Annotated in this window: 1 protein-coding gene; it reads right to left on the minus strand. The window is 63.9% G+C overall.

What is annotated here, in order from left to right:
* Window positions 1-901: DUF4982 domain-containing protein (locus tag V9K67_RS27020; RefSeq protein WP_336728245.1), on the minus strand; the 901-nt coding region annotated here is incomplete at both ends.

The following is a 901-nucleotide window of genomic DNA, read 5'->3' on the forward strand; positions in this document are numbered from 1 at the left end:
AGGTTGCCGTCGTTGTACCAGTCGCTCAGCTCGTTGTCGTCAATGGAAGCGAAAGCGCTGTCGGCGTTGGCGCCGGCCGTGGCCCGAACGATGCCGATGGCATTGCGGCTGACTTTGAAGGAAGGCGTCAGCGGCGTCGGGCCCCGCTTCAGTTGGGAAGGCAGTCCCGCCGAAGGCAGCACGGTGGTCAGCCCGCCGGTTACCGGGAAGGCCTTGGAGGTCAGCGTCAGGGAAGCACCCTTCAGGCCGTCGGCAGCCGCCTTCAGCGTAATGGTGCCGGCCTGTGTCCGCGAGCGCACCAGCACACGGTTCACGCCGCACTCCACCGGCAGGTTTTGGGACAAAATGTAGTTGTCGGGACCTTGCGCCATACCGCCCCGCCATTCGGCAGGACCGTCCAGCTCAAAGCGCACCATATCCAGGGCCGTGGGGCAGCGCTGGCCCCCGGCGTCCACCACTTCCACCTCGATCAAGGCCAGGTCGTGGCCGTCGGCCTTCAGGCCCGCAGGGGCGGTCATGGCTTTCAGGCGCAGGGCGGCGGGTTTGCCGGCGGTTTTGATCTCGTCGGAGCAAAGCGGCTTGCCCCCGGCATCGTAGCCTACGGCGCTGATGGCACCCGGCTGCCACTGCACGTTTTTGAAGGTGTACAGGAAGCGGTTGCTCTGCTCGCCAAAGCCCAGGGATTTGCCGTTCACCTTCAGCTCCACCTTGTCGGCGGAGGAAATGACAAAGATGTCTTTTTTCACTTCAGGAGTATAGTTCCAGTGGCCGATGATGTGGAGGCGGGGCTTTTCCACGTCCACCCATCCGTCCCACATCACCTGGTGGGCGTAGAAGTTGTCCTTCTTAATGCGCAGGGCATCCACCTCGCCGCTGCGGCGGAAGTTCTCGGCGCCGCGGT

The organism is Huijunlia imazamoxiresistens (assembly GCF_037132455.1).
Classification (GTDB): domain Bacteria; phylum Bacteroidota; class Bacteroidia; order Chitinophagales; family Chitinophagaceae; genus Flavisolibacter; species Flavisolibacter imazamoxiresistens.